The sequence below is a fragment of the Bradyrhizobium sp. genome, from assembly GCF_035935975.1.
Classification (GTDB): Bacteria; Pseudomonadota; Alphaproteobacteria; order Rhizobiales; family Xanthobacteraceae; genus Bradyrhizobium.
Map to the genome: position 1 here is coordinate 1 of NZ_DASYWN010000037.1, position 24994 is coordinate 24994.

The window sequence follows — 24994 nt, forward strand, 5'->3', positions numbered from 1 at the left end:
TTGGGCCCACGGAGAGCATCCGCCCTGCCCTTAACCTCTCGCGCCCGACGCTGCCGCGTCCACCGCAAGCCCGGCTCGCGCATCGTGACGACAACATGATCGCCCCTCAAGGATGAGCCGGGATGGGCGATGGATACGACAAATCCGAATTTCGGTAAAGTGGAATGTTTTTGCGCGGATGGATTGACAGGCCAGGCAGGTGTTTTGCCCGTCGGGCGGATTGGGGCCCCGTAGCCCGGATGGAAACCGTCTGACGGGTTTCGCTGCGCGCGATATCCCGGCCTACTTCCTGCGCATCGTCCCTGACCGGCAATCGAACCTGGCCACTGGCCGGTCCATCTGCCAGAGCTCCACGTCGTGGCCGTCGACGAGCCTCTCCGCCGAGACGATCGCGGCCTCGTCGTCGGCGCAATCCATGTGAATCATTCTGATCGGACGATCATGTACTCCCACGATCAATGCACGATAGGCGGACATCTGGAGTCTCCAGGCAAGGCGCGATAGCAAGCGCGGACCTGAACAATGGCGCCGACGGCATTTGAATTCGATGGGGATCGCATCACCTGTTTCTAGGCGCGCCATAAGTTGCCGGGAGCGCACCGTCGAAGCCGGCCCTATGCCGATCCTATGCCATCGCGACCGCGCCAATCTCGAAATCCTACGGCATCCGGCACCATATCCGCTCCGCCAGCGCAAACTCGCGCGGCGTAGCGAACTGGTGGAATGATGTCGAACTCAGGGGTCAGCGACAGGATCATCGATCCGATGATGGCCATCGCAAACTGCTCGACGCGGCAGCACATCGTCGTGGTCGGGACAAAGAGCATGGAATTGATGGTGGAGCTGCACCGTCGCGGATATCTGCTGGCGGCGTCCGCCGGCAATTGCGGCCTCCCCGCCGGTCAGTATGACGTTGCGCTCGTGGATTGGCGACGGCGCACGCTTCACGCGCTCGAGGCAACGATGCATTGGCTCGACGACTTCCTCAGCCCCCGCGCCGTGCTGGTGATCTGGCTCGATGCTCAAAAGGCGGCGGCGAAGGAAGCCCTGCGTGCCGCGGTGACGAAGCGCGGCTTCGTGGTTCTGCATGGCACCGAGCATCCCTGCGGCAGCGTACTGCTGGCGCGACGCTCGCAGGCCCTCCCCGTCCAGCAGGCCGCGTGAGTCATAACGCCTCGAGGAGCCGATCATGCTGACATCGAAGATACGACGTGCCGTCATTCGCGAGTGGATGTCGCTTGCGCCGGAGCGGAGACGGTCTGCAGAGCAGGCGCACGCCTTTGCACGAAGCGCAACCGAACGACACAGCCTGCCGCGCAGCCGGCGAACGCCGTATGGCGTGATCATGGCATGGCTGAAGCCACGGACCGGACGCTCCTAAGGCGATGACGCTCGCATGACGCGCCGCTGCGTGCGGCGCTCCGGATTTCGCGGGCGTTACTTGACATTGAAGGAGAGATCGGGCGCAACTGGAGGCATGATCAGCTTTCCAGTCCTTGCAGAATTGCCGACGACGCCCTTCTCCGGCGCTGACGTCGTTCGCGGCGTCGAGTGCACCGCATCCGATGGCGACGGTCCGGGGCGCGTTCGGGTCGAGGTGGACGGCAAGCCCGACGTTCTCGCCTTTTATGGTGCCGCGCCCGAAGGTGCGCCGGCCGATCCCGTCATCTTCCTGCGCGGAGATGCCGTGGAGAAGCGCGACGACACGGTCGTGGCCAACGAGTGGTACGTCGCCACGACGGCTTACGACGTGCAGGCGCTGACCGAACAGTTCAGCGCCACTTTCCATCGCCCCTATGTCCATCTGGCGCGTCCCGGCATCCTGGGTTCGACGGGGCACCATCTCGACCGGCGGCGGCCGCGGGAGGTCGCGCTGGTCGATGCGGCGCTGACCCGGCTCAAGGCGCATTTCGGCTGGCGCCGCCTCAATCTCGTCGGGCAGTCCGGCGGCGGCCATCTCGTGGCTGCGCTGATCGCGCGGCGCGACGACATCGGTTGCGCGGTGATCACCTCGGGCAACACGGCGGTGGCGCAGCGCAATCGCGAGAACGGCTGGACCGCCGACATCACCGGCCACAGCGACTTCCTCGATCCGATCGACCATGTCACTGATGTGGCGCGCCATCCCCCGCGAGAGATCATCGTGCTGACCGACCCGCACGACCAGCGCGTCTCGGCCTCGGTGCAGACCGCTTATGTCGAGGCACTGCGCGGCGTCGGCGTCACCGTGGATCACCGTCTCCTGCCGGCGTCGGGCAAGCTTCGCCACGATTTGAATCTGCCGGGAATTTTGGCCGCTTTCACCTGGCTCGCGGGCGAAGCATAGCTTGTAGCCCGGATGGAGCGCAGCGCAATCCGGGGTTCTTGCCACAAGCTCGAGCCGCCCCGGATTGCGCTTCGCTCCATCCGGGCTACGAACTACGACCCGAAATCCCGCGGGCTGAATGCCAGGTCCAGCACCTTCCATTCCTCGTACAGGTTGGGCGGCAGCATCTTGTAGGGCTGGCAGGCCTGCAGCGCGCTCATCGCGGATTTCATGATGGCCACGCCCTTCGCCGACGGCGGGGCTTCGATCAGGATCGGCGGGCGCGCCAGCGTCCCGTCGGTGGCGAACACCGTGCGCAGCTTGATGCGGACGGTGTCGGCCGGATCGACCCCGGCCGGCAGTTTTGAGCAGCTTCTCAAATGGCGGCGAAGCGCGGCGATAACCTCGGCCGGCAGCTTGGCTGACACCGTGTCCTTGGCGTCGCCGCCGTCGTCCTTGGGCGCGTCTTTCGGCTCGGGGGGCAATTCAGGCGGCAGTCCCAGCATGACGCCATATTTGACGGTGACGTCGGGCTCGGGGGGCAGATAGGCGGGAGGCGCAGCCTGCGGCTCCGGCGTCGCTGGTGGCGGCTGCGGCGCGGGCTGGGCCTGCGACTGCGGCTGTGGCTGTTGCGGCGGAAATTGCGATGGCTGCGGCTGGGGCTGCGGAGGCTGTTGCTGCGGAGCCTGCGGGTGCGGCGGCTGCGACTGTGCGGCGGCCTCGCGCTGCTTCGGCGCTTGTGAAGGTTGCGGCTGCGGCTGTTTCTGCTGCGCTGGCTGTTGCGGTTCGGGCGAGGATTTCTGCTGCGAGGATGGCGGTGCGGCCGGCTTCTGCGCGGCCTCCGCCTTGTCCTTGTCGGAGAAATCCAGCTTCGGCAGCCTCAGCTCAGGGGTCGGCATCGGCTCCGGCAACTTCTCCTTTGCGGCCTCCTCCGCCTTGGTCTCCTGCTCCTTCACCTGCTCCGGCGTGACGATGTCGACCGCCACGGTTTCCGGCGCCTGGCTGCGGAACGGATGGACTTCGCTGATCACGATGATCAGCGCCACCAGCGTCAGATGCGCGATCGCCGACGCTGCAATGTCCGCCCGTATGATTGTCCGCAGTTCCATCGCCCGATCTTGGGTTGCCGCCCTGCTCCTAAAACGCGACGCGGTTGGGATCAACCGTCATCGCGTTTCAGGCCTCTTTGGGCATGATCTTATCGGAAAACCGCTTCGCACTTTTCCGGATCATGCTTGCCGGAACAGCCCCTCAATCCCATTTCGGCGCGAAGCCGAAATCGGTCAGGCGGCCCTTCGGACTGGCCAGCGCGGCAACCTGCGCCATCTCGTCATCCGAGAGCTCGAAATCGAAGATATCGATGTTTTCCGACAGGCGTTCGACGCGCGAGGTGCGCGGGATCGCAGCAACATTCTGTTGCACGAGCCAGCGCAGGCAGATCTGCGCCGGCGACTTGCGATGGACGCGGCCGATGGCTGCGAGCGTCTGGTCGGACTTGATGCGGCCCTTGGCGATGGGACTGTAGGCGACCAGCGCGAGGCCGTGCCGGTCGCAGGCCGCCCTCACCTTGGTCTGGTCGAGATAGGGATGGTATTCGACCTGGTTGCAGGCGAGCGGCTCCGCCGACAGCGCGACCGCCTGCTCGATCAGCGCCACCGTGAAGTTGGAGACGCCGATGTGACGGGCAAGGCCCATGCGCTTCGCATGCGACAGCGCGCCCAGCGTCTCCGCCAGCGGCACGTGGGGATTGGGCCAGTGCAGCAGCAACAGATCGACGGAGGGAAGCCGCATGCGCGCCAGGCTCTCTTTGACCGAGCGCTCGAGGTCGTTCGGGGCGAAATGGTTGGTCCAGACCTTGGTGGTGAGGAAGATGTCGTCGCGGCGCACACCGGAGGCGCGCAGGCCGTCGCCGACCTCGCGTTCGTTTTCGTAGACCTGCGCCGTATCGATGTGGCGATAGCCGAGCCGGAGCGCCTGCTCGACCACGCGCGCGCAGGTGCGCCCGCTCAACTCCCAGGTCCCGAGCCCGATCGCCGGGATTTTCGCGCCACTGGCCTCGACGAACAGCATGAGGAATCCTCTCTGTTGCGGCAGCCCCAAACGTCATTATGGACCCGGTCCGCCCAAGCGCAACCAAGTGCAACGGACGCCCGGCCGGATCTTCAGCGCAATGCTAACAGGAGGTTCGTGTCAGGCTTTGGCGAGCGCCTGGAATACGGTGTCCGGCGCATGCGCGATGACGGCGAGCAGCGCGCGGGCGGGTCCCCGCGGGGCGCGCTTGCCCTGCTCCCAGTTGCGGATGGTCTCGACGGGAACGCCGAGCTTGGCGGCGAACTGCATCTGGGTCAGGCAGGCGCGGCGACGCAGATCGCGCACCGCGAGCGAGCTGGTATCGCCATGTGCTGAATCGTCTGGTGCTGCATTGGCCGCCGGCTGGACCGGAATTTCCTGTCCGTCCCGCAACTCGACGATCCGTCCGTCCGCCTTCAGCCGCAACCGCATGTCCATTCCCCCAAGCGAGGGCGATGATGCGACAGGTCGCTTAAGTTCGGATTAAAGATGAGGGTCCCGTGCCCCGGACGCGGCGCAGCGCGTCTTCGCGGTGCGCTGCAGAGCCGGGGCCGATGTTGCCGCAGCCGACCGTGCCGCTTTCTGGGTCCCGGTTCTGCGCAGCAGCGCTACGCGCTGCAGCGCGCCCGGGACACGAGGGCGAGGCCGCTACCTCAACCCGAACCACAACGTCGCGATGCCGAGGAACGAGAAGAAGCCGACCACGTCCGTCACCGTGGTGACGAAGGTGCCCGACGCCACCGCCGGATCGGCCCTGACCCGCTCGAGCGCCATCGGGATCAGGATGCCGCCGAGCGCGCCGGCGATGAGGTTGCAGATCATCGCGAGCCCGATGACGATACCGAGGCCCGGGATCTTGAACCAGGCGACTGCGGCGATCCCCGTGATCACGGCAAAGGCGACGCCGTTGATGAGGCCGACCAGCGTTTCGCGAACGACCACGCGCCAGGCGTTGGAGGAGCCGAGCTCGCGGGTGGCGAGCGCCCGCACCGCGACCGTCATGGTCTGGGTCGCGGCGTTGCCGCCCTGGCTCGCCACGATCGGCGCCAGCACGGCGAGCGCCACCATCTTCTCGAGCTGGCCCTCGAACAGGCCGAGCACGGAGGACGCCAGGAATGCGGTGGCGAGATTGATCAGCAGCCAGTTGAAGCGGCCGCGGGCGATGGTGAGAAAGGTGTCCGACAGCTCTTCGTCGCTGGTGACGCCGCCGAGCGCCTTGAGGTCCTCGTCGGCCTCCTCCTCGATGACGTCGACGACGTCGTCGACCGTGATGACGCCGACGAGGCGGTCCTGGGTGTCGAGCACGGGGGCCGCGACCAGATTGTACTTGCCGAACATGCGCGCCACCTCCTCCTGGTCCTCCAGGACGGAGACGCGGCGGCGGTCCTCGTCTGTGAGCTCGGTGAGCGGCACCGGGCGGCGCGCGCGCAGCAGCACGTCGAGCGGCACGGCACCCTGCCAGTGCTGGTCCTTGTCGACGACGTAGATCTCGTAGAAGCGGTCCGGCAGATCCGGCGTCTCGCGCATATAGTCGATCGCCTGGCCCACGGTGAAATCCTGGGGCACCGCGATGAACTCGGTCTGCATGCGGCGGCCGGCGGAGTTTTCCGGATACAGCAGGCTGCGCTCGAGCGCGACGCGCTCCTGCAGCGGCAGCTTCTCGAGGATCTCCTCCTGCTCCGCCTCGTCGAGGGTCTCCAGGAGCTCGACCGCGTCGTCGGATTCGAGCTCACGGACGCCCTCGGCCACGGTCTCCGGCGGCAGCTCGTCGAGGATCTCCTCGCGGACGCTCTCGTCGACCTCGTTCAGCGCCGAGAAGTCGAAGTCGCGCCCCGTCAGCTCGACCAGGCGGACGCGGTCGTCGGGTTGGAGCGCACCGATAAGGTCGCCGAGGTCGGCCTCGTGCAGCTCCGCGACACAGGCGCGCAGCGCGGCGCTGTCGCCGGCCTCGATCGCATGGGCGATTTCCTCGACGAATTCGTGCCTGATATCGCCGTCTTCATTGCGCATCGGCACGTGGTCGAGTACCGAATCCGTAGCGGATGGAGCACCGTCCATATGTTCATCCATGGTGCGCCTCGCCGTTTGACAGGTTGGAACGTGTGGTCCGGGCTGATGGTTCAGGCAATACCCACAAGGCAACTCCGAGCGCAATGACAAAGATGCTTCGGCTGAAATGGACCTCGATGTCGCTGGGCGCAGTGCTCGCGGCCCTCACCGGCATCGCCTCTGCGGAGGCCGCCGAGTGCCCGCGCAAGGACGCGCTCGGCACCTCGCGCATCCTGAGCGTCGATGCCAAGACCACGCCGCGCGTGGGATTGAAGAGCTTTCCGCAGACGCTGGCGCTCGCCGATCACGAGGTCGTGCTGACCTTCGACGACGGCCCGAATCCGCCGACGACGTCGAAGGTGCTGGCGGCGCTGGCGCAGGAATGCGTGCGCGCGACCTTCTTCCTGATCGGCCAGCATGCCGCCGAGCACCCCGAGATGGTCAAGCGCATCGCGCGGGAGGGCCACACCATCGGCCACCACACCTTCTCGCATCCGTTCATGGCGCGGATCCCGTTCGAGAAGGCGAAGAGCGAGATCGACCGCGGCATCGCCGCCGACGAGATGGCGCTGCACGGGGTCTCGACAACGACGCCCTCGACGCCGTTCTTCCGCTTCCCCTACTTCGAGGCGACGCAAGGACAGCTCGACCTGCTGCAATCGCGCGGTATCGTCGTGTTCGGGGCGGATCTCTGGGCCAGCGACTGGAACGAGATGACGCCGGAGCAGGAACTGAAGCTCGTCACCGAGCGCCTCGCCGCGGCCGGCAAGGGCATCATCCTCTTCCACGACCCCAAGGCGCGCACGGCCGCGATCATGCCAGCCTTCCTGCGGTATCTGAGGGAGAACGGGTATCGCGTGGTCCACGTGGTTCCGGCGGGGACGACACAAAAGAGCGCTGATTCGCGCTGATGCCGGAATGTCACGGCGGTGCAAAATGGGGTGATTTTGGCCCTATTAACACTCTGTTCATGATACGCCATGCAAAGATGGAAGGGGTATTGCGCCTGAACCGTTTCGGTGCGTCTCCGACCTACTATGGCGGCAATCGCGTATGAGGGCAGACGGAGTTCATGATCGGAAGTAGCGTTGTTTTTCGGACGCGATCGTGGATCGTCCTGTGTCTCGGGCTGCTGAGCGTTGGTACGCCGGCGGCCTTCGCGGGCGACTGTCCCGGCCATCCGGACGCGCTCGGCACCTCCCGTACCCTCGTCGTCGATCCGCACGAGCATCCGCGCATCGGCACCATGCAGTACCGCGAGACGCTGCCGCTGAAGGACCACGAGGTCGTCCTGACCTTCGACGACGGTCCGTTGCCGAAATATTCCAACCAGGTCCTCAAGATGCTCGACGACGAGTGCATCAAGGCGACCTTCTTCATCATCGGTCAGCAGGCCAAGGCGAACCCCGAAGGCGTGCGCAAGCTGGTCGCTGCGGGCCACACCGTCGGCACCCACAGCATGAACCATCCGCTGACGTTCGACCGCATGCCGATCGAGAAATACGAGCCCGAGATCAACGGCGGCATCCAGTGGACCTCGGCCGCGATGACCGATCCGACCAAGCTCGCGCCGTTCTTCCGCATTCCCGGCCTGATGCGCGCCGAGGGCGTCGAGAACTATCTGATCTCGCGCGGCATCCAGGTCTGGAGCGCCGACTTCCCCGCCGACGACTGGCGCCATGTGTCGTCCGACCGCGTCTACCAGCTCGCGATGCAGCGGCTGGAGGCCAAGGGCAAGGGCATCCTGCTGCTGCACGACATCCAGGCGCGGACGGTTGCGGCGCTGCCCAAGATCATCCGCGACCTCAAGGCGCGCGGCTATCGCATTGTGCATGTGGTGCCCGCGACCGCGGACCGTCCGGCGACGCCGACCACACCGGTCGAGTGGCTGCTGCATCCGCCGACCGAGACGACGCCGATCGCGCGCTGGCCATCCGTCCCGAACTTCGTGTTCGCGCAGACCCAGACGATGCCGGCGCCCGCGCTGGCCGATCTCAATGCGCAAGCCACCCATCAGCCGCTGCTGCCGCGTCGGACCAAGGCGCAGACGGATGTCGCATCCACCCTGCCCGTGCCCGACCGCGATCTCTTTGCCGTCCCGGAAGGCTCGGTCGAGGTACTGCTGTCCACGACCCTGTCGCGGCGCGCTGCGACGCGGCTGGCGATGGCGGCCGAGACGCCCCGTGGGGCCAAAGGCAAGGCCGGCAGCAAGGCCAACGGCGCCCGGACCGCACACGCTGCCCACGGCGCGCCTAAGCATACCGCGCAAGCCAAGGGCCAGGCGAAGGGTACGTCGACCCGCGTTGCGACCAGCGTGAAGAAGCGCGCCTAAGCCGTCACTGCCGCATGATGGCGGCGACGCAGAGCAGCACGATCAGCGCCAGGAAGAACAGGTCCATATAGGACTTCATCTCGCCGTCGCGGCGCAGCCGCGCCACGTCGGCCACGATCTGCTTGCGCGCGTTGGTTCCGCCCGAGCCGTCGTTGATCGGGGCCTGCAGGCGCTTCGTCTCGGCTTCCAGCTTCTCGATCTTCTGGAAGAAGTAGAACGCCCGCAGCGTCGAGGCCGCGCGCATGCCGGCATAGACCAGCACCAGGATCGCCAGGATCGCCCGGTTCGGATACTTCTCCATGAAGTTCAGGCTGAAATAGACCACCGCCAGGAACGCGAAATTGGTGAAGAAGCGGTAGACGAAGCTAAGAACAACCATGCTGGCTCCAGCCTTGAGCGGTGCGACCGTTGGGCTTCGCGAACTCGGCGGTATCAGGGGTTGCAGACCGAACGGCCGGCGCGAATGCCGCCCCAGCGCCGTCTACGCCAACTTTATTTCAGCAGAGAAACGCCCGTCCCGGCTGCCTTGTAGCCGCGCGTCGTCATAATGCAAGCGAGAGTACAGAGGCCGATGTGTTCCACGTAAACGCGAGGTTGCCAGCCAGCTCGATGGAGATTCCGGGCAAGCTGCGGTACACTGGCACAGCCGCCACATGTGGGGTCTGCCGATGCCGAAGAAGGGAATCACGGGCCACGACGAATGGGTTCTGACCGAGGCGCTCGCGACCGCGCTGGTCGCGCTGGAGCAGCTCGAACCAAAACACCAGCCGAGCGCGCATATGGACGACATCCGCAAGATGCTGGCGAACGGCAAGGAGCCGTCGGCGGTGAGCCTGCACCTCGCCCAGGCCAAATGCCGCCTGTTTCCGGAGTCGGACCCGCTCGAGATCTACAAGGAATACGGCATCGGCGATGAATATGGCTGAGGGGAAGCAGCCGCCTGCCAGCCCGACCCAGGTTCCCTCATCGGCCTCCGGTCACCGCTAGTTTCCCGACAGCTTGAGCAGCGGACACTCGCTCTGGCTCAGGGGAAGAAAGGCGTCCTCGGCGGGGATCGTCTCAACGACCTTGTAGTAGTCCCAGGGGATTTTGACGTCGGCGGGCTGCTTGACCTCGACCAGGTAGAAATCGTGCACGAGCTTGTTGTCGGCACGCAGCTGCGCTCCCCGCGCATAGAAATCGTCGACCGGCATCGCGCGCATCTTCTCCAGCACGGCGCTCGTCTCGTCCGTTCCGGCCGCGGCCGCCGCCCTCAGATATTGCAGCACGGCGGAGTAGACGGCGGCCTGCGGCGCGGTCGGCATCGCCTTGTGCAGCTTGAAAAACCGCTCGGCGAAGGCGCGCGTCTCCTCGTTCAGATTCCAGTACCAGGCCGTGACCGTGGTCAGCCCCTTTGCGGTTTCGACGCCCATGGCGTGCACGTCGGTCAGGAACATCAGCTCGGCGACCGGCTTCTGCGGCCCGGCATTCATTCCGAACTCGTTCCACTGCTTCATTGAGGTCACGAGCTGCTCGCCGGCATTGGCGAAGGCAACCACCTTGGCCTTCGAGGCCTGGGCCTGCAGCAGGAACGAGCTGTAGTCGGCGTTGCCGAGCGGGTGAAACACCGCGCCGAGCGACTTGGCGCCGGTCGCAGCCAGCACGCGCTGCGACACCTCCACCATGTTGCGTCCGAACGCATAATCGGCCGCGATAAAGAACCAGCTATCGTAGCCTTGCGACACCAGCCTGCGCACCGACCCCGCGACCAGATTGTAATTGTCGTGCAGCCACATCAGGCCGGTGCGCGAACATTGCTTGCCGCCGATATCGGTGGTCCCGACCGCCGAATAGATGACGATCCTGTTCTTGTCGCGCGCAATCGACTGGATCGCGAGCGCCACCGCGGAGTTGCCGACATCGGCCACCATGTCGACGCCGTCGACGTCGAACCATTTGCGCACGATCTGGGCGCCGATATCCGGCTTGTTCTGATGGTCGGCAACGACGATGTCGACCTTCACCCCCGGCGATGCCTTCTGGAAATCCTCGACGGCGAGCTTTGCGGCGACGACCGAGCCGGGTCCAGCAAGGTCGGACAATGGTCCGGCCTGATCATTGACGATGCCGATCCTAATCACCCCGCCGGAGAAGTCGGCGGCCGCGCCTGGCTCAATGAGCGCGACCGGCCCCAGCGCCAGCACAAGGCCAAAGCTCAACCGGCCAAGCCGCCGCTGCCACGACCGCAACTCTCCAACATGACAAGGCGCCATTGCCCCCTCCGTTCTGGCATCGCGACGCATGTCGGCGATGACGACCCCGCGCTATCCCCGTTGACCCACGGCCTTCCTGACGAACTCCAGCCGCCGCGCCTGCGACGGCGCAACGCGCTCCTTCATCGCCGCGACGATCGCGGCCGGCGCCGTATCCGGCGAGCCGGCCTCGAACGGTGGCGCGGGATTGTATTCCATGCGGAGCTGGATCATCTCGGCGGCGGCGCGGCCACGCAGCATCGAGACCAGCGTGAGCGCGAAATCGATCCCGGCCGTGATGCCGCCGCCCGTGATGCGGTTGCGATCGATGCACACCCGCTCCCGCGACACCGTGGCGCCGAAGAACGGCAAGGCATCTATGGCGGTCCAGTGGGTCGCCGCGCGATATCCCTGCAGCAGGCCGGCAGCGCCCAGCACCAGCGAGCCCGTGCAGACCGACGTGACGTATTTGGCGCCCCTCTCCTGCTCACGGAGAAATGCGAGAACCTCCTCGTCGACCATCAGCTCGTCGGTGCCATAGCCGCCGGGCACGCAGATCACGTCGAGCTGCGGACAATCGGCAAAGGTGACGGTCGGCGTCAGCAGGATGACTGAATCGCTCGGCACCGGCTCGATGCGCTTCCAGATCAGATGCACGTTCACGTCGGGCAGACTGGAGAAGACCTGCGCCGGACCGGTCAGGTCGAGCTGGGTGACACGGGGAAAAACCAGAAGACCGATCTGCAACGGACCCGACATAACCAACCTCGACATCGCGCTTGACGATGGCAGCCTGCCATGTTGGCCTTGAGATCGGAAACGGCGTAATTCCCTCATTTTTGGACGCGTCATGATCGGCTTCCTGATCTTTCCCGAATTCCAGTTGCTGGACGCAGCGGGCCCGATCTCGGTATTCGAGATCGCGAGACGTCATGTGCCGCATGCACCGCGCGTGATCACGGTCGCGGCCAAGGCCGGCGCGGTGCGCAGCTCGTCGGGCACCGAGATGCTGGCGCGCAGCCTGCGATCGGCAAGCGGGGTCACGACGCTGTTCGTCGCAGGCGGCGAAGGCGTCGCGGCTGCGGCGCGCTGCAAGACGACGATGGCCTTCATCCAGAGACTGGCGCGGCGCGGCGTGCGCATGGCGAGCGTCTGCTCCGGCGCCTATCTGCTCGCCGAGGCGGGACTGCTGGAGGGCCGCTGTGCAACCACGCACTGGTCCTGCACGCGCGACTTCACCGGACGTTACCCGAACATCCGGCTCGAGCCGGACCAGATCTTCACCCGCGACGGTCACGTGTGGACGTCGGCGGGCATCACCGCCGGAATTGATCTCGCGCTTGCCATGATCGCCGAGGATCACGGCGAGGAGATCTCGCAAGCCGCCGCGCGGCAGCTCGTGCTCTATCAGCGCCGCGGCGGCGGGCAGTCGCAGTTCTCCACCCTGCTCGAACTCAAGACGCCGAACGGCCGCTTCGCCAGCCTGCTGTCCTGGGTGCGTGAAAATCTGGATGCGCAGCTCACCGTCGACGCGCTTGCCGAGCGCGCCGGATTGAGCGCGCGGCATTTCGTGCGCTCCTTCATCGCCGAAACCGGATCGACGCCGACCAAGGCCGTCGAGCGCTTGCGGGTCGAGGTGGCGCGCGAGCGGGTGCAGTCCTCCGGCGAGGCGATCGAGCGCGTCGCGCAATCCACCGGCTTTCGCGATCCCGAGCGGATGCGCCGCGCCTTCATCCGCGCCTTCGGCCACCCGCCGCAGTCGCTGCGACGCTCGGCCCGGAGCGCGTGAGGGAAACCGGGGGCTCGACTGCGGCTCGGCTCTCACCACAGCAGGCGATCAAAGGTGGCGCGCCCGGAGGGCAGTCGCATTTGTCGAAATTTCAATGGCTTGCGGAGATGGGCAAAGAGTTTAGGTGCATTTCCGGCTGATCGGGGATCTTTTCCAGTAAATCGGCCGAGCCCATTGCGGGACTTCGCCGCGCGGCGTAGCTTTCAACTACACGTAGCTCATTCGAAAGCAATCTATCGGGTTCGGCCTAGCGGGAGCGAGCGATGGCAGATGTCCCATGGCACCTTTCCGGTGACTATTTCGAAAATTGCAGTTGCAGCATCGTGTGTCCCTGCCTCGTGTCGGCGGCTCCCCCGCTGACCGCACGACCGACCGAGGGCTTCTGCAACGTACCGCTGATCTTCCACGTCGAAAGCGGACGCTATGGTGACATCGCGCTCGATGGACTCAATGTGCTTGTTATCCTCCACGCACCTGGGGTCATGGCAGACGGAGATTGGTCGGTCGCCGCCTATATCGATCAGCGCGCCGACGATCAGCAGACCGAGGCTCTAGCTGCGATCTTCACCGGCGCCGCCGGTGGTCCGATGGCTGCGTTCACACCGCTGATCAGCAAGAACCTGGGGGTTCGCAAGGTCCCGATCACATTCCGGATCGACGGCAAGACGCGGTCCGCGGAAATCCCTGATATTCTGCACATGTCCGTTGATCCGTTGCCGACCATGCATCCGAGCGGTGAAATGTGGGCGAACATCGGCCATCCGGTGAGCCCGGACGCCATGGTCATGGCGGTCGGCGCCCCCGGCAATACGTTCAGCGATCACGGCATGCACTGGGATAATTCCGGCAAGAACGGCCTCTATGCGCCGATCCGCTGGTCGAACCAGGCTTGATGCAACTCCAGATGCCGGCCCTGCGACGAGGCCGGCAACGTCAATCGCAAATGACCGACAGCGCCCTGGAAACCGTGCTGCGGCGCGACCGCTGGGTCGTCGGCGGCGCGATCGGCGTCATTGTCGCGCTGGCATGGAGCTATGTGCTCTGGCTCGCCAACGACATGGACATGGGCGGCATGGACATGACCGGGTTCCGCATGATCCCGGCCGGGATCGGCATCATGCTGCCGGCCAACGAGCCGTGGCGAGCGATCGAGTTCGCGTACGTGTTGCTGATGTGGGCGGTGATGATGATCGGAATGATGGCCCCCTCGGCAGCGCCCATGATCCTCATGTATGCCCGCGTGGGCCGGCAGGGCAAAGCGCAGGGCAAGCCGTTCGCCGCGACCGGCTGGTTTGCGGCCGGTTATCTCATCGCGTGGAGCGGCTTTTCGCTGGCCGCCACCTTTCTCCAATGGGTGATCGAGCGGGCCGCCTTGCTGGATTCCCGGATGGCGATCGCCAGCAGCCTTCTCGGCGCAATCGTGCTGATCGCGGCGGGCGTCTATCAATGGACGCCGCTGAAGGACGTCTGTCTCGCCCAATGCCAGTCGCCGTTTCTGTTCCTGATGCGCCACGGCGGCTTTCAGAGCCACCCGCGCGGCTGCCTGCTGCTGGGGCTTCGACACGGAGGCTATTGTGTCGGCTGCTGCTGGGTTTTGATGGCGCTCTTATTCGTAGGCGGGGTGATGAACGTGCTTTGGATTGCACTTTTGTCACTGCTTGTCCTTTTGGAGAAACTTACGCCGGTCGGACGATGGATCGCGCGCGCTGCCGGCATCGCATGTGTGGCCGCGGGCGCCTGGCTGCTGGTGGTCTTGCCGCAGTGATCGGCAACCTGCCTGGCGTGCAGTTCGATACAGCGCTGGGCTACGCCTCCCCCCTCTCGTGACCAAACAGCGGCTTGATGGATTTCGCCGGTCCTTCCCCGACCTCGATCCGCTTCGGCTGAGCCGCCAAGCGACTTGACGTCGGCGTCGACAGCATATGTAATGTTATAACATTACATATCCGGTCCCAATGCCCAATCCCCCTCGCCGTCGTCCTATCCCCTTGAAAAGGCTCTTCGATCTCCATGCGCAAACTCCCCGTCACCGTCTTGTCCGGCTTCCTCGGGGCTGGAAAGACCACTTTGCTGAACCACGTCCTGAACAACCGGCACGGCCTGAAGGTCGCGGTGATCGTCAACGACATGAGCGAGGTGAACATCGATGCGGATCTGGTCCGAGATGGCGGTGCGAACCTGTCCCGGACTGACGAGAAGCTCGTCGAGATGACGAATGGGTGCATCTGCTGCACGCTGCGCGACGACCTCCTGAAGGAGGTGCGCGCCCTCGCCGAAAACGGCCGCTTCGATTACCTGCTGATCGAATCCACCGGCATCTCCGAGCCGCTGCCGGTTGCGGCGACCTTCGAATTCCGTTCGGAGGACGGCGAAAGCCTCTCCGACGTCGCACGCCTCGACACCATGGTCACCGTGGTCGACGCGGTGAACCTGCTGAGGGATTATTCATCGACGGATTTTCTCGACCAGCGCGGCGAAGCGCTGGCGAACGACAAGCGCACGCTGGTCGATCTCCTCGTCGAGCAGATCGAATTTGCCGACGTGATCGTGCTCAACAAGGTCGATGACGCCTCGCCGGCACAACGCGAGGCCGCGCGAAAAATCATCCGGGCGCTCAATCCGGAAGCAGAGCTGATCGAAGCCAACCACAGCCGGGTCGCTTTCGACCGCATTCTCGACACCGGCCGGTTCGACTTCGAGAAGGCACAAGCACATCCGCTCTGGTTCAAGGAGCTCTACGGCTTTGCCGATCACGTGCCGGAGACGGAGGAATACGGCGTGACCAGCTTCGTCTATCGCGCGCGCCGGCCGTTCGATCCCGAAACGTTCGACAAGTTCGTGAAGGAACCCTGGCCCGGTGTCATTCGTGCCAAGGGACATTTCTGGCTGGCGACGCGCCCGCAATGGCTTGGCGAGATCAGCCAGGCAGGTTCCATCACGCGCACGGAGGCCCTTGGATTCTGGTGGGCGAGCGTGCCTGCGGAACGCTGGCCGGACGATCCGTTCTGGCGCAAGCGATTGCGGGCGAACTGGAACGAAATCTATGGCGATCGTCGCCAGGAAATCGTGTTCATCGGCGCAGGCATGGACGAGAGCGCGCTGCGCGCACGCCTGGACGGTTGCCTCGTCCCGGGCAAGCCGGCCATGAACGTCACGGAATGGGCCAAGCTCGCAGACCCGTTTCCGGTCTGGCGACGCGCCAACGAAGCTGCGGTGCACGAATGAGCAACGTCGTCCGCTTCGTCCCGAAATCCGAGCTCGAGCGGCAGCGCCTCATCCGTGAGGCGCGCGCGATCTACGACAGCATCTTCCCGCCGGACGTCCCTGTGGGCGGCTGCGCGCATGACCGGTCAGATCAACGGGCGGCGCACGAAGCGGCCGCCGAAATCCAGCCCAGACAACGATAAGGGATGAAGGTGGTGCGCTCGGTTTGGGGGTCGGTTGAGGACCGCAACCAAACGCCCCACAGGCTGGCTCCGCCTGTGATCCATTCATACGGGCTCAAGCCGAGTGCTCCGCGCATTCCGATAAATGCGTCGCGTTTGGCGCGGCGACGGACGGCGCGTGATATCTAGCGTCATCCATTACGATAACGCACAACATACCGGACGATGCACCTGCATCACTTCATATCAAACTGTTGCAAATGTGTATTACTTGTTCGCTAGAGAGGGCAATCAACGTTACGGGGGCTGGCGTCACGGCTCAGCGGGCGGTGCTTGGTCGTGGCAAGACCAAGAGCCGAGATACTCCTAGCCGGTAGAGTTATGCGACGATCAATGCCCCTCCCGCTGCCTTTGGAACCAGAGAGGGCAAGATGCCTCGGTCAGGTGGGACCTGCCTGCCGTCGCGATAGCACCTTTTCGCTCCAGGCAGCAGCCCACTCGCCCAGGATGTGATCGACGATGGATATGCCGTCGCACAGAACCCGTGTCGACTATAGCGATGGGCGGGGCGATGCTTCGTCCTCGATATCGGCCTTGATCGACCAGCTGTCCGGACTGGCCCGGCGGCAATATTGGATCATTCTCACCGTGCCTGCCGTGGCAATAGCCATCGGCCTGCTGTATCTGCTCGTCATCCCCTCGCAATACACCGCGACCGCTACGCTTCTGATCGACAGCAGTACGCTGCGTGTCCTGCAGAACCAATTGCAGCCGCAGGGGGATATTCCACTCGACACGCTTCAGGTGGGCTCGCAGGTCGAAATTCTCGCGTCGCGCAAGCTGGGACTCGACGTCGTAAGGAGCCTGAAGCTCGCCGACGATCCGGAATTCGCGGGTGGCTGGAGCCTGTTCTCGCGCCCGGTCGTCACCTCCGACACGGTGGAAGACCGTGAGCAGAGGGCGCTCGACGAGTTTCTCACCCACCGCTTCATCGCGCGTGGCGACAAAACCTATGCACTGAACATCTCGTACACGTCGCGGAGCCCCGCGACCGCCGCCAGGGTCGCCAACGCGATCGCCGAAGCCTATATCGACGACCAGCTCGGCGCGAAATACCAGACAGTCACACGCGCAGGCGCCTGGCTCCAGGACCGGATCAACGAGCTGAAGTCGAAGGCAACGACGGCCGATCGCGCCGTGCTGGAATTCAAGGAAAAGAACAACATTGTCGATCTCGGCGGACCGAACGTATCGGCCGGCGCTTCGAGCCGGCTTATCGGCGAACAGCAGCTGTTCGAACTGAACAGCCAGCTCGCCACCGCGCGCGGCGCCACCAGCGAGGCCAAAGCCCGGCTCGACCGGATCGAGCAAGTCCGGAAAATGGACGTCAGCGAGGGCGCGGTCGCAGATATCCTGAAAAACGAGGTCATTACGCGGCTTCGTAACCAGTATGTCGACCTGTCCGCGCGCGAGGCCAACATCTCGACGAAATATGGTGATGACCATTCGGCCGCGATCAATCTGCGCAACCAGATGGAGGAAACGCGCCGGAACATCCGCGGGGAGCTCGGACGGATCGCTGGAAGCTACAAGAGCGATTATGAAATCGCCAAGACGCGCGAAGAGAGTTTGGAGCGATCGCTGGCCAGTCTGGTATCGGAGGGCCAGCTCACAAACCGCGACCGGCTTGGACTGGCCGAACTCGAAAGCTCCGCCAAGGTATATCACACGCTCTACGATACTTTCCTGCAGCGCTACATGGAGGCGATACAGCAGCAGTCGTTTCCGATCACCGATGCGCGCGTGATCAGTCCGGCCGTCGCGCCGAAGAAGAGAAGCAAACCGGTAGCGTCATTGGTCCTCGCCATCGCGCTCACCATGGGGCTGATGGCGAGCTTTGGAATTGCGACCTGGCGCGAAGCGGTGGACAGTGTCTTCCGCACGGCACGACAGGCCGAACAGGAATTGGGCGTCCGCTGTCTTTCGGTGATTCCGCTTGCGACTGGACAGGCCCCCCCTGCACCGTCGCTTCCCCGGTCGATCGCGACCGGATCCGATGCAGACATCGGTCGACCGAGCCCGCCGCCGCAAGCCGTGGAGAACATGACGGCGGATGCACTCCATTTCTCATTCATCGATCCATTGAAGCGACGCGCGGTCGACGATCCGATTTCGGTATTCACCGAAGCGTTTCGCGCAATCAAAATGAGCGCATGGCTGGAGTCGACCATCCGCGAGAACAGGTTGATCGGCATCACCTCGACCGTCGCCGGCGAAGGCAAGTCCACGATTGCCTCCAACCTCGCGCTGCTGTTGGCCGACGCCGGCAGACGCGTGGTTCTGATCGACGCGGACCTTCGTAATCCGACGCTTGCCCGCTCGCTCACCCCACGGCCGTCTGTCGGATGGCTGGAGGTGCTGAATGGCAGGATAGATCTCGCACAGGCAACGGGCCGAGAGGCAGCCACGGGGCTGGCGCTGCTCCCTCTGCTGCTGACCGAAGCGCCGGTCCATTCCGACGAAGTGCTGGCGTCGCAGGGATTTCGGTCCCTCCTCGATCGACTGCGCGAAAGCTATGATTATGTCATCGTCGATCTTCCGCCGATCGCACCTGTCGTCGACGTGCGAGCGATCGTCCCGGTGATCGACTCCCTGGTATTCGTGGTGGAATGGGGAAGCACCAGGATCAAGGCGGTGCGCCGCCATCTGTTGGCCGACCCGGACCTTCACGATCGCCTGCTGGGCGTGGTGCTGAACAAGGCCGATCTGAGAGTTCTCGAAAGATTTGAGCAGCCGGGTGTTTATCAGAATGGATACTACAGAAATGGCGGCTAGAGATGCCGTCGATCGAGCGCTTGAAAGGCGCTGCGCCGGATCCTCGCTTCGGCGGGAGCGAGCTTGGGATGAATAAACCTATCGCTCTGATCACCGGTATCACCGGCCAGGACGGCGCCTATCTCGCCGAATATCTGCTGTCGCTCGGCTATGTCGTGCACGGCATCAAGCGGCGCTCGTCCTCGTTCAACACCGCGCGGGTCGATCACCTCTACCAGGACCCGCATGTCGGCAACGTGCCGTTCCTGATGCACTATGGCGACATGACGGATTCGACCAATCTGATCCGCCTGGTGCAGCAGATCCGGCCGACCGAAATCTACAATCTCGCCGCCCAAAGCCACGTCGCCGTCAGCTTCGAGAGCCCGGAATACACCGCCAACGCCGACGCCATCGGCGTGCTGCGCCTGCTGGAGGCGATCCGCATCCTCGGCATGGAGAAGGAGACGCGGTTCTACCAGGCCTCGACCTCCGAGCTCTATGGCCTGGTGCAGGAGATCCCGCAGAAGGAGACGACGCCGTTCTATCCGCGTTCGCCCTATGGCGTGGCCAAGCTCTACGGCTACTGGATCACGGTGAACTACCGCGAAGCCTACGGCATGTTTGCCTCTAACGGCATCCTGTTCAACCATGAGAGCCCGATCCGCGGCGAGACCTTCGTCACCCGCAAGATCACGCGCGGCGTATCGCGGATCGAGGTCGGCCTGGAGCAGACGCTCTATCTCGGCAATCTCGACGCCAGGCGCGACTGGGGTCATGCGAAGGACTACGTCGAGGGCATGCACAGGATCCTGCAGGCCGACAAGCCTGACGATTTCGTGCTCGCAACCGGCGAGATGCATTCGGTGCGTCAGCTGGTCGAGCTGTCCTTTGCCCATGTCGGCCGCCGCATCGCATGGCGCGGCGCGGGTGTCGAGGAGACCGGGATCGACGAGACCAGCGGCAAGACGGTCGTGAAGGTCGATCCGACCTACTTCCGCCCGACTGAGGTCGATCTCCTGATCGGCGATGCCAGCAAGGCCCGTCAGGTCCTTGGCTGGAAGCCGACGCGAAGCTTTGCGCAGCTCGTCGAGGAGATGATGACGAGCGATCTGGCCGAGGCAAAACAGGACGCCGGCCGTGGCCAACGCAACCTTTGAGCTGAGAGGCAAGAGCGTCTACGTCGCCGGCCATCGCGGCATGGTCGGCAGCGCGATCGCGCGCCGGCTCGCGACGGAGGACGTCAGGCTCGTCATCGTGGAGCGGGGTGAGGTCGATCTGCGCAACCAGGCCGCGGTGTTCGACTGGTTCGCGAGGACGCGGCCGCAGGTGATCTTCCTTGCCGCCGCCAAAGTCGGCGGCATCGTCGCCAACAACACGCTGCGCGCCGAGTTCATCTACGACAACATCGCGATCGCGGCGAATGTGATTGAGGCCGCCCATCGGAACGGCGCCGAGAAGCTGATGTTTTTGGGCTCCTCCTGCATCTATCCGAAACTGGCGCCGCAGCCGCTGCGCGAGGATTCGGTCTTGACCGGCCCGCTGGAGCCGACCAACGAGCCCTATGCGATCGCCAAGATCGCGGGCATCAAGATGGCGGAGGCCTATCGCAGCCAGTATGCATGCGATTTCATCAGCGTGATGCCGACCAATCTCTACGGCCCCGGTGACAATTATCATCCTGAACTGAGCCACGTCGTCGCCGCGCTGATCCGGCGTTTCCACGAGGCGAAGCTGTCCGGTGCTGAAAACGTCGTCGTGTGGGGCACCGGCACGCCGCGGCGCGAGTTCCTTTATGTCGACGACATGGCAGATGCCTGCGTGCACCTGATGAAGACCTATTCGGGCGCCGAGCTGATCAACATCGGCACCGGCGAGGACATCACCATCGCCGAGTTCGCGCGCGTCGTGGCCGAGATCGTCGGTTATCGCGGCGAGATCAGTTTCGACACGACGCGTCCCGATGGAACGCCGCGCAAGCTGCTCGACGTCAGTCGTCTCGCAAAGCTCGGCTGGCGCGCGACGACCTCGCTCGAGGATGGCGTGAGGCGTGCATATGTGGCGTACCTGTCGGACCATCCGGCCGCGGCACGTCCAACCGTCTCAAGTTTCGAGCTAAACGAGTGAAGGCGATAGAGCAGACCGGAAGGGCCGGTTCTGGCGCTAACCGCCGTCGGGGCGCCGAAACCGCGTCCCCTGGCGCGCCCGAAGCTCCTCTTCGTATTTCAGCTTTTCCAAGAGCATGTCCGTCACGAGACGTCGCAATTGCGCGTTCTCGAGCTCTAACCGCTTGATTGTGTCCACAGTGCTTGCGTCGCCCGGACTGGATGGCCGGTCACCGCTCTCCCTGCCCCGATCATCAAGCGGTGCTGAAGAACCGGGCATCTTCTTCCAGCGGTGGTAGGTCATGATGCTGACGCCAAGCGCCTTCGAGATCTCACGCTGGGTTTTCCCCTTGGCCGCAAGTTCGTTGGCCTGCGCCAGCTTGGCCGAAATCTCCCCCGAGGCATGCCTCTTGCCAACCATAATGGGTCCTCTCCGGCCAGAATCTCGCCAGTCCGGACTTAGTAAGCGCAAATCGTGAACGTTTTCAATAGGCCAGCGAGAAATCCTGGACGGCTATCGGCCGGCGGCCCCCACCAGCGCATGTGACCGCCGATGCGACGAGACATCACAGATGTGGTACTCCTCTGCTCCAATTGGTCACGTCAATGAATCATTCCCGGATGTACCAATGTTAACTTTTGCGACGCCGCCGCTTCGAGGTCAATCGCGACCGGAAGGATCTCGTCAATATGCGTTGCGCGACCGGATCAATTCGAACGCCGTCTTCAGCATGATATGGACATCCAATATCAGGCTCCAATTATCAATATACCATAAATCGAGTGCAACTCTCCGCTCCATGAGCTCGAGCCGCGGCGTGCCCCCGCGATAGCCCTGGACCTGCGCCCAGCCGGTCATTCCCGGCTTGACGTGATGGCGGAACGCGTAGTTCGCGATCATGCTGCCGTACTCGTAGTCGTGCACCAGCGCGTGCGGGCGCGGCCCGACGATCGACATGTGCCCCTGGATCACGTTGAGCAGTTGCGGCAGCTCGTCGATGCTGGTCTGGCGGATCAGGCGTCCGACGCGGGTCACGCGCGGATCCTGCTTGGTCGCCTGCACGACCGTGCCGCCGTCCTCCTGGACGCTCATGCTGCGCAGCTTGTAGATGATGAACGGCTTGCCGTTGAAGCCGTGACGGCGCTGCCGGAAGATCACCGGCCCCCTCGACTCCAGCTTGATCGCGACCGCGACGACGATCAGCAGAGGTGTCAGGAGCGCCAGCGACGTCGCCGCGACGATCACGTCGAGCAGCCGCTTGGTCAGGCGATCGAAAACCGACAGCGGCGCCGGCTGCACCTCCACCATGTAGAGCCGTTGCGGCATCGAGCTCTGGTGGCGCAGCACGGTCGACACCGCGCGATCGGGCAACAGGCGCACCGGGAGCGGAACGACGCGCAACCGGTCGAGCAAGGCTTCGATGTCCTGCGGACCGGACCAGGACAGCGCCAGCACGATCTCTTCGGCCGAAGCGTCCCGGATGCGCTTCGTCAGCGCATCGTCCTGCAGCACGGAACCTGACGCGCTGAGTTTTGGCGCTTCGCCCCACGGCAAGGTGATGCGATCGACCTCATGCAGGCCAAATCTGGCGAGCAGATCGCCTCTTCCGAACTGCGCGAGCTCGCCCTGCGTCCCGATGACCACTGCATGCCGGCCGCGGATCGTACCGGCGACGAGTGCCGACCGAAGCTGGCGCTTGCCGAGCCAGCGCGCCCCGAGAAGGCCCGCACTCCCCATCGCGAAGAAGCAGACGACCGAGCCGCGCGATGCGTCCCCGCCCGATTTGAAAAGGAACAACACGACGGCGAGGATGAGCGCGGCAAGACACCAGCCTGCCCAGACCCGTCCGCCGTCGAACTCGTCATCCAATAGCTGGTTCAGCCGGTAGAGGCCGAGGAAGTGCGCGACCAGCACATAGGCAAGGCTCGCCACCAGCCCCAGCCCGGCATAGAAGGAGGCATCTTCGGCCGAGCCGCCGACGGCGCGCTGATACGCAATGCCGCCGATTGCCCCCGCCGCGACGATGATCGAGCAGTCGAGCACAGCGAACAGGGGCTCAATCAGGCTGAAAGGAATGGCCAGACGGACGCGTGATCGGCCTTCGAATGCCGCTGCCGATTCACCCGCATTGGTCAGGTCGGTCATGTCGCCCCCGGGGTCGATGTCGCGATCCCGATATCACGCGCATTGTACCATAATTATGATACTTTTACTGACGATTAACCAACGAATCGTCGACACATGACGGCGCATCGACGCCGTCATCTAATCGTCATCTAGCGCGGCGGTGCGCCGTCCGACTTCGCGTCGGATTTGACCTCAAGCAATCTGGACAGCGCGATCTCGTTGACCACGGGAGGGGTCTGCTTCAAGAGCTCCGCCACATAGGCGCGGCGGTTGGCCTCGATCCGCTCGGCCCGCATGCGCTGCACGAGGGCCTCCCGCACGTCCGCCAGCGGCCGCGTATGCGATGCCTCGGTGTCGAGAAGCTTCAGGATGTGCCAGCCGTCCTCCAGCCGGATCGGATCAGTGATGCCCGACTTCGGCAGGCCGGTGACCTGTCCACGGATTTCGGTGCGCATATCCGGCTCGGCGACCCAGCCGATCTCCCCTTCCCGCCCCGCGGTCGCCGCATCGTCAGACGAGGCGCGCGCGATCGAACCGAACTCCGCGCCGGGCTGCTTGATCTTCCGCACGACGTCATCGAGCTTCTTGCGCGCAATATCCTCGGCGGCCCTGTCGGCGTCCTTGGCGAGGTTGACCACGATCTGGCCCAGGCGAAAGCGGCGGGGAACGAGGAATGCGCTGGCATTCGCCTCGTAGACGCTCTTGATGTCAGCGTCGCTCGGATAGCTGTCGCCAAGCGCCGTGACCGATTGCAGATAGGTCTCGACAATCAAGGTGTCGCGGGCGCGCGCGAGCTGCGTCACCACGGCCGGCTGCTGATCCCACTTCTTGGCCGTGGCCTCCTTGAGCACCAGGCGGTTGGCGAGGATCGCGCGCACGGTCTGGCTCAGCAGCGCCGGATCGCGCGCCATCGCCGCCTGCTGACGGGCATCCAGAAGCTGGATGGTGGCGCGCACTTCTTCGGCAGTGACGTCACTGTCGCCGACCCGCGCAATGATCTCACCGCCCTTCACGGGCGCACTGTCTTGCGCTGCGGGAACCGGCTGGGCCGCAGCGGGAACGACCGCCGGCGCGGGTGTCGCGCGCGGAGCTGCGGGCTGGGGCGGATTGCGCGTCTGCGCCAGTGCCGACGACGACGCGGCGGCGCTCAGCGCGCCGGCCAGCAGCGCGAGCTTGAAAACATTCCCGGTCATGGCTTGGCTTTCTGTTCGATGATCTGGTCGCGAACATCCTGGGCGGCGTTCTGATGCTCGACCCGCTTCAGTCCGAACACGGGATCGTGGTGGATCACCTTCTCCAGCGGATCCATGTTCTCGTATTGCTTGACGACGTCGTCCGCGATCTTGACGAGGCGGACGTTCTTGGCCTCGCAGGCCTTGGCGCTCGCCTTCCATGTCGTCGCCTCGCCCTCGAACTTGGAGCGTTCGGAATCCTTGGTCCGCGCCACGCTCGCCGCCTCGCCATAAGCGGCCTTCCACTTCTCCAGGGAATCGTCGCGCTCGGCGATCCGCTCGTTGAAATCCTTCACGGCCTGCCGATAGGCTTGCTCGGCTTCCTTGACCTGGGCGCGATAGGCCTCGTTCTGCTTGCGCAGGCGGTCGCGCTCCTGCTCGGCCGCGGTCAGCTTGGCCTGAACCGCGGCGCGCTGGTCTTCGGCGGCACGGGCCTGCGCGGTGGCGCTGCGCAGCGCCTCGCGCAGACGATCGCTTTCCTGATCCGCATGCGCGGCCGGCGAGACGAGCAGCGCCACTACGGCAAGGGACGACAGACGCAACAGCCGCATGA

General features: G+C 64.5%; 25 protein-coding genes. 13 read left to right on the plus strand and 12 right to left on the minus strand.

Annotated features, from left to right (window positions below):
- Window positions 1–282: 282 nt before the first annotated feature.
- Window positions 283–477, minus strand: coding sequence for a hypothetical protein (locus VGR99_RS19965; RefSeq protein ID WP_326900685.1), 195 nt, complete (start codon window positions 475–477; stop codon window positions 283–285).
- Window positions 478–723: 246 nt separating this feature from the next.
- Here VGR99_RS19965 and VGR99_RS19970 point away from each other — a divergent pair, with 246 nt between their 5' ends.
- Together VGR99_RS19970 and VGR99_RS19975 are read left to right on the plus strand one after the other, a co-directional pair.
- A complete protein-coding gene (locus VGR99_RS19970) occupies window positions 724–1164 on the plus strand; it encodes a hypothetical protein (protein WP_326900686.1) in 441 nt (146 codons plus the stop codon).
- Between the two features lie 313 nt (window positions 1165–1477).
- Window positions 1478–2326 carry a hypothetical protein gene (locus VGR99_RS19975; protein WP_326900687.1) on the plus strand — a complete coding sequence of 283 codons (849 nt, stop codon included), beginning with the start codon at window positions 1478–1480 and terminating at the stop codon, window positions 2324–2326.
- A 92-nt stretch (window positions 2327–2418) separates the two neighbouring features.
- On the opposite strand, the gene VGR99_RS19980 is transcribed toward VGR99_RS19975, so the two are convergent.
- From VGR99_RS19980 to mgtE, 4 genes are all read right to left on the minus strand, one after another.
- Window positions 2419–3414: a hypothetical protein gene (locus VGR99_RS19980; RefSeq protein ID WP_326900688.1), complete on the minus strand. Its 996-nt coding sequence runs from the start codon at window positions 3412–3414 to the stop codon at window positions 2419–2421.
- A 142-nt stretch (window positions 3415–3556) separates the two neighbouring features.
- Window positions 3557–4375, minus strand: coding sequence for an aldo/keto reductase (locus VGR99_RS19985; RefSeq protein WP_326900689.1), 819 nt, complete (start codon window positions 4373–4375; stop codon window positions 3557–3559).
- A gap of 120 nt (window positions 4376–4495) precedes the next feature.
- Entirely contained in the window at window positions 4496–4813 is a 318-nt protein-coding gene (locus tag VGR99_RS19990) for a helix-turn-helix domain-containing protein (protein ID WP_326900690.1), read from the minus strand.
- A 210-nt stretch (window positions 4814–5023) separates the two neighbouring features.
- Entirely contained in the window at window positions 5024–6445 is a 1422-nt protein-coding gene (mgtE, locus tag VGR99_RS19995; RefSeq protein WP_326900691.1) for a magnesium transporter, read from the minus strand.
- Window positions 6446–6528: 83 nt separating this feature from the next.
- Here mgtE and VGR99_RS20000 point away from each other — a divergent pair, with 83 nt between their 5' ends.
- Window positions 6529–7335: a polysaccharide deacetylase family protein gene (locus VGR99_RS20000; protein ID WP_414645141.1), complete on the plus strand. Its 807-nt coding sequence runs from the start codon at window positions 6529–6531 to the stop codon at window positions 7333–7335.
- 161 nt (window positions 7336–7496) lie between these two features.
- Entirely contained in the window at window positions 7497–8756 is a 1260-nt protein-coding gene (locus VGR99_RS20005) for a polysaccharide deacetylase family protein (protein WP_326900692.1), read from the plus strand.
- A 4-nt stretch (window positions 8757–8760) separates the two neighbouring features.
- Here VGR99_RS20005 and VGR99_RS20010 read toward each other — a convergent pair whose 3' ends face one another.
- Window positions 8761–9135 (minus strand): hypothetical protein, encoded by a 375-nt coding sequence (locus tag VGR99_RS20010; RefSeq protein WP_326900693.1) that lies wholly within the window; start codon window positions 9133–9135, stop codon window positions 8761–8763.
- A 289-nt stretch (window positions 9136–9424) separates the two neighbouring features.
- Here VGR99_RS20010 and VGR99_RS20015 point away from each other — a divergent pair, with 289 nt between their 5' ends.
- Window positions 9425–9682 (plus strand): hypothetical protein, encoded by a 258-nt coding sequence (locus VGR99_RS20015; RefSeq protein WP_326900694.1) that lies wholly within the window; start codon window positions 9425–9427, stop codon window positions 9680–9682.
- Between the two features lie 57 nt (window positions 9683–9739).
- On the opposite strand, the gene VGR99_RS20020 is transcribed toward VGR99_RS20015, so the two are convergent.
- On the minus strand, window positions 9740–10954 hold the full coding sequence (locus VGR99_RS20020) for an ABC transporter substrate-binding protein (RefSeq protein WP_326900695.1): 1215 nt from the start codon (window positions 10952–10954) through the stop codon (window positions 9740–9742).
- Between the two features lie 105 nt (window positions 10955–11059).
- Entirely contained in the window at window positions 11060–11746 is a 687-nt protein-coding gene (locus tag VGR99_RS20025) for a DJ-1/PfpI family protein (RefSeq protein ID WP_326900696.1), read from the minus strand.
- A 91-nt stretch (window positions 11747–11837) separates the two neighbouring features.
- Between VGR99_RS20025 and VGR99_RS20030 the strand changes: the two genes are divergently transcribed.
- The 8 genes from VGR99_RS20030 (at window position 11838) to fcl (ending at window position 21103) form a co-directional block, all read left to right on the plus strand.
- Window positions 11838–12776, plus strand: a complete 939-nt coding sequence (locus tag VGR99_RS20030) for a GlxA family transcriptional regulator (RefSeq protein WP_326900697.1) — start codon at window positions 11838–11840, stop codon at window positions 12774–12776.
- A gap of 263 nt (window positions 12777–13039) precedes the next feature.
- Window positions 13040–13669 (plus strand): DUF1326 domain-containing protein, encoded by a 630-nt coding sequence (locus tag VGR99_RS20035; RefSeq protein ID WP_326900698.1) that lies wholly within the window; start codon window positions 13040–13042, stop codon window positions 13667–13669.
- A 50-nt stretch (window positions 13670–13719) separates the two neighbouring features.
- Entirely contained in the window at window positions 13720–14541 is an 822-nt protein-coding gene (locus VGR99_RS20040) for a DUF2182 domain-containing protein (RefSeq protein WP_326900699.1), read from the plus strand.
- A 245-nt stretch (window positions 14542–14786) separates the two neighbouring features.
- Window positions 14787–16001, plus strand: coding sequence for a zinc metallochaperone GTPase ZigA (zigA, locus tag VGR99_RS20045; RefSeq protein WP_326900700.1), 1215 nt, complete (start codon window positions 14787–14789; stop codon window positions 15999–16001).
- Window positions 15998–16183 (plus strand): hypothetical protein, encoded by a 186-nt coding sequence (locus tag VGR99_RS20050; protein ID WP_326900701.1) that lies wholly within the window; start codon window positions 15998–16000, stop codon window positions 16181–16183. Before zigA ends, VGR99_RS20050 begins: the two co-directional genes overlap by 4 nt.
- A 573-nt stretch (window positions 16184–16756) precedes the next feature.
- Entirely contained in the window at window positions 16757–18997 is a 2241-nt protein-coding gene (locus VGR99_RS20055) for an AAA family ATPase (protein WP_326900702.1), read from the plus strand.
- Between the two features lie 68 nt (window positions 18998–19065).
- Window positions 19066–20136, plus strand: a complete 1071-nt coding sequence (gene gmd, locus VGR99_RS20060) for a GDP-mannose 4,6-dehydratase (protein ID WP_326900703.1) — start codon at window positions 19066–19068, stop codon at window positions 20134–20136.
- Window positions 20117–21103: a GDP-L-fucose synthase gene (fcl, locus tag VGR99_RS20065; protein ID WP_326900704.1), complete on the plus strand. Its 987-nt coding sequence runs from the start codon at window positions 20117–20119 to the stop codon at window positions 21101–21103. Before gmd ends, fcl begins: the two co-directional genes overlap by 20 nt.
- A 36-nt stretch (window positions 21104–21139) precedes the next feature.
- On the opposite strand, the gene VGR99_RS20070 is transcribed toward fcl, so the two are convergent.
- From VGR99_RS20070 to VGR99_RS20085, 4 genes are all read right to left on the minus strand, one after another.
- Entirely contained in the window at window positions 21140–21502 is a 363-nt protein-coding gene (locus VGR99_RS20070; RefSeq protein WP_326900705.1) for a helix-turn-helix domain-containing protein, read from the minus strand.
- A gap of 264 nt (window positions 21503–21766) precedes the next feature.
- A complete protein-coding gene (locus VGR99_RS20075; RefSeq protein WP_326900706.1) occupies window positions 21767–23227 on the minus strand; it encodes an undecaprenyl-phosphate glucose phosphotransferase in 1461 nt (486 codons plus the stop codon).
- 131 nt (window positions 23228–23358) lie between these two features.
- The gene (locus VGR99_RS20080) at window positions 23359–24402 is read right to left on the minus strand and encodes a peptidylprolyl isomerase (protein WP_326900707.1); all 1044 of its coding nucleotides are present in this window, start codon (window positions 24400–24402) and stop codon (window positions 23359–23361) included.
- Window positions 24399–24992, minus strand: a complete 594-nt coding sequence (locus tag VGR99_RS20085) for a hypothetical protein (RefSeq protein WP_326900708.1) — start codon at window positions 24990–24992, stop codon at window positions 24399–24401. The genes VGR99_RS20080 and VGR99_RS20085 overlap by 4 nt, the downstream gene beginning before the upstream one ends.
- Between the last annotated feature and the right edge of the window lie 2 nt (window positions 24993–24994).

What these genes read in the sequence shown, in the direction of transcription:
- VGR99_RS19965 (WP_326900685.1), bottom strand. Translation starts at nt 477, where the DNA reads ATGTCCGCCTATCGTGCATTGATCGTGGGAGTACATGATCGTCCGATC.
- VGR99_RS19970 (WP_326900686.1), top strand. Translation starts at nt 724, where the DNA reads ATGATGTCGAACTCAGGGGTCAGCGACAGGATCATCGATCCGATGATG.
- VGR99_RS19975 (WP_326900687.1), top strand. Translation starts at nt 1,478, where the DNA reads ATGATCAGCTTTCCAGTCCTTGCAGAATTGCCGACGACGCCCTTCTCC.
- VGR99_RS19980 (WP_326900688.1), bottom strand. Translation starts at nt 3,414, where the DNA reads ATGGAACTGCGGACAATCATACGGGCGGACATTGCAGCGTCGGCGATC.
- VGR99_RS19985 (WP_326900689.1), bottom strand. Translation starts at nt 4,375, where the DNA reads ATGCTGTTCGTCGAGGCCAGTGGCGCGAAAATCCCGGCGATCGGGCTC.
- VGR99_RS19990 (WP_326900690.1), bottom strand. Translation starts at nt 4,813, where the DNA reads ATGGACATGCGGTTGCGGCTGAAGGCGGACGGACGGATCGTCGAGTTG.
- mgtE (WP_326900691.1), bottom strand. Translation starts at nt 6,445, where the DNA reads ATGGATGAACATATGGACGGTGCTCCATCCGCTACGGATTCGGTACTC.
- VGR99_RS20000 (WP_414645141.1), top strand. Translation starts at nt 6,529, where the DNA reads ATGACAAAGATGCTTCGGCTGAAATGGACCTCGATGTCGCTGGGCGCA.
- VGR99_RS20005 (WP_326900692.1), top strand. Translation starts at nt 7,497, where the DNA reads ATGATCGGAAGTAGCGTTGTTTTTCGGACGCGATCGTGGATCGTCCTG.
- VGR99_RS20010 (WP_326900693.1), bottom strand. Translation starts at nt 9,135, where the DNA reads ATGGTTGTTCTTAGCTTCGTCTACCGCTTCTTCACCAATTTCGCGTTC.
- VGR99_RS20015 (WP_326900694.1), top strand. Translation starts at nt 9,425, where the DNA reads ATGCCGAAGAAGGGAATCACGGGCCACGACGAATGGGTTCTGACCGAG.
- VGR99_RS20025 (WP_326900696.1), bottom strand. Translation starts at nt 11,746, where the DNA reads ATGTCGGGTCCGTTGCAGATCGGTCTTCTGGTTTTTCCCCGTGTCACC.
- VGR99_RS20030 (WP_326900697.1), top strand. Translation starts at nt 11,838, where the DNA reads ATGATCGGCTTCCTGATCTTTCCCGAATTCCAGTTGCTGGACGCAGCG.
- VGR99_RS20035 (WP_326900698.1), top strand. Translation starts at nt 13,040, where the DNA reads ATGGCAGATGTCCCATGGCACCTTTCCGGTGACTATTTCGAAAATTGC.
- VGR99_RS20040 (WP_326900699.1), top strand. Translation starts at nt 13,720, where the DNA reads ATGACCGACAGCGCCCTGGAAACCGTGCTGCGGCGCGACCGCTGGGTC.
- zigA (WP_326900700.1), top strand. Translation starts at nt 14,787, where the DNA reads ATGCGCAAACTCCCCGTCACCGTCTTGTCCGGCTTCCTCGGGGCTGGA.
- VGR99_RS20050 (WP_326900701.1), top strand. Translation starts at nt 15,998, where the DNA reads ATGAGCAACGTCGTCCGCTTCGTCCCGAAATCCGAGCTCGAGCGGCAG.
- gmd (WP_326900703.1), top strand. Translation starts at nt 19,066, where the DNA reads ATGAATAAACCTATCGCTCTGATCACCGGTATCACCGGCCAGGACGGC.
- VGR99_RS20070 (WP_326900705.1), bottom strand. Translation starts at nt 21,502, where the DNA reads ATGGTTGGCAAGAGGCATGCCTCGGGGGAGATTTCGGCCAAGCTGGCG.
- VGR99_RS20075 (WP_326900706.1), bottom strand. Translation starts at nt 23,227, where the DNA reads ATGACCGACCTGACCAATGCGGGTGAATCGGCAGCGGCATTCGAAGGC.
- VGR99_RS20080 (WP_326900707.1), bottom strand. Translation starts at nt 24,402, where the DNA reads ATGACCGGGAATGTTTTCAAGCTCGCGCTGCTGGCCGGCGCGCTGAGC.
- VGR99_RS20085 (WP_326900708.1), bottom strand. Translation starts at nt 24,992, where the DNA reads ATGCGGCTGTTGCGTCTGTCGTCCCTTGCCGTAGTGGCGCTGCTCGTC.